The 1,627-nt window shown below is 75.0% G+C and carries 2 protein-coding genes and 1 pseudogene; 2 read left to right on the top strand and 1 reads right to left on the bottom strand.

Translation table 11 applies throughout. From position 1 onward, the window contains the following. A pseudogene (locus tag H5J30_RS32005) lies at positions 1-224 on the bottom strand (MFS transporter); the annotation flags it as partial. A gap of 80 nt (positions 225-304) precedes the next feature. On the opposite strand from H5J30_RS32005, the gene H5J30_RS32000 reads away from it, so the two are divergent. After that, a complete protein-coding gene (locus H5J30_RS32000) occupies positions 305-1,090 on the top strand; it encodes a TetR/AcrR family transcriptional regulator C-terminal domain-containing protein (protein WP_181791109.1) in 786 nt (261 codons plus the stop codon). Positions 1,091-1,207: 117 nt separating this feature from the next. Continuing rightward, a partial coding sequence (locus H5J30_RS31995; protein ID WP_374101046.1) for an NAD-dependent epimerase/dehydratase family protein occupies positions 1,208-1,627 on the top strand: 420 nt, incomplete at its 3' end.

Below are 1,627 nucleotides of genomic sequence, written 5' to 3'. Positions count from 1 at the left end.
CTGACCCGGCCGCCGATCAGCAGCAGGCCGCCGAAGGCCAGCGCGTACGCGGTGATCGCCCACTGGCGGTTCGCGTCGGTCATGCCGAGCGCCTGCTGCGCGGACGGCAGGGCGATGTTCACGATCGTGCTGTCCAGCACGACGAGCAACTGGGCCGTGCTGACGGCCAGCAGGGTCCACCAGCGGCGCCGGCCCCCGGCGCGTGCGTGCGTCTCATCCGGCACGGGATCCATCCCTCTCTAACGACGTATGGTCATCCCTAACAACGTTAGGGAACGCCGCACACCGTACTACACTCGGCCGGGTGGGTAGCGAGAGAAAGCCACGTGACCAGCGGAAACGCGGTAAAGACGGCGAGGCGCAGAGCATCTGGCTGCGCCCCGGGCGGACGTCGACCCGGGGCGAGCCACCCCTGACGCGGGCGCGGATCGGGACGGCGGCGGTCGCGCTGCTCGACGAGGACGGCATCGACCGGCTCACCATGCGCCGCCTCGCCGACCGGCTCGCGGTCGTCGCGCCCTCCCTGTACTGGCACGTCGAGACCAAGGACGACGTCATCGACCTCGCGGTCGACGCGATCTTCGGCGAGACCGAGCCCCCGGCGGCGGCCGGGACCGCGGACCCGGCCGCCGGCTGGCGCGCGGACGTCGCCGCCGTGCTCGGCACCTGGCGCGCCGTCCTGCTGCGCCACCCCTGGGCCGCCGCCGTCCCGGCCCGCCGCAAGCCCGGCATCGGCCCGCAGTTCCTCGCCTGGATGGAGGTGTTGCAGGCCACGCTCGTACGGGCCGGCTTCACCGGCCGCGACCTCCTCGCCGCCACCTGGGCGCTGCACAACCACGTCCTGGGCTCGGCCTCGACCCAGGTGGCGCTGGACGTCACCGAGGAGGAGCGCGACACCGCCCAGGAGCGGGTACGCGCCGAGAGCGACCGCTACCCGACGCTCGCCGCCAGCGACTACCTCCGTGACGACGACTGGGACGGCACCTTCGCGGCCGGGCTGGAGTTCCTCCTCGACGGCCTGGCGGCGCGGCTCGCGCGGGCGGCGGCGGAGGGGCGGGGCGTAGCGGACGAGGCTGGGGGCGGGGCGTAGCACGGACGCGGCCGGGGGCACGGACGCGGCTCGGTCCGTAGCACGTTCGCGGGTGACGGGCTCTGCTGTCGGCGTAGCGATGCCGTGCCGGGCCGGTATCGGTGCTTGGCTGCGGGGATGGACATTCTCGTGCTGGGCGGTACGGCCTGGGTGGGCCGGGAAGTGGCGCGGCTGGCGCTCGCGCGGGGGCACCGGGTGACGTGCCTCGCGCGCGGCGAGAGCGGCGGGGTGGCGGACGGCGCGGAGTTGGTGGTCGCCGACCGGCGGGAGCCCGGCGCGTACGACGGGCTGCCGGCCCGTACCGCGGACCGCCCCTGGGACGCCGTCGTCGAGGTGTCCTGGCAGCCCGGCTTCGTCCGCGGCGCCCTCGCCGCGCTCGCCGACCGGGCCCGGCACTGGACCTACGTCTCCTCCGGCAACGTCTACGCCACCCACCACCGCCCCGGCGCCGACGAGTCCGCGCCGCTGATGGAGCCCACCGACCTCGACGAGGTCGGCCGCGAGCTGTACGGCGAGGCCAAGTCGGCCTGCGAGCTG

The sequence above is a fragment of the Streptomyces phytophilus genome (genome assembly GCF_013870535.1).
Classification (GTDB): Bacteria; Actinomycetota; Actinomycetes; order Streptomycetales; family Streptomycetaceae; genus Streptomyces; species Streptomyces phytophilus.
Note: the sequence above shows the minus strand (reverse complement) of the source record. Positions and strands in the feature narration are given on the sequence as shown.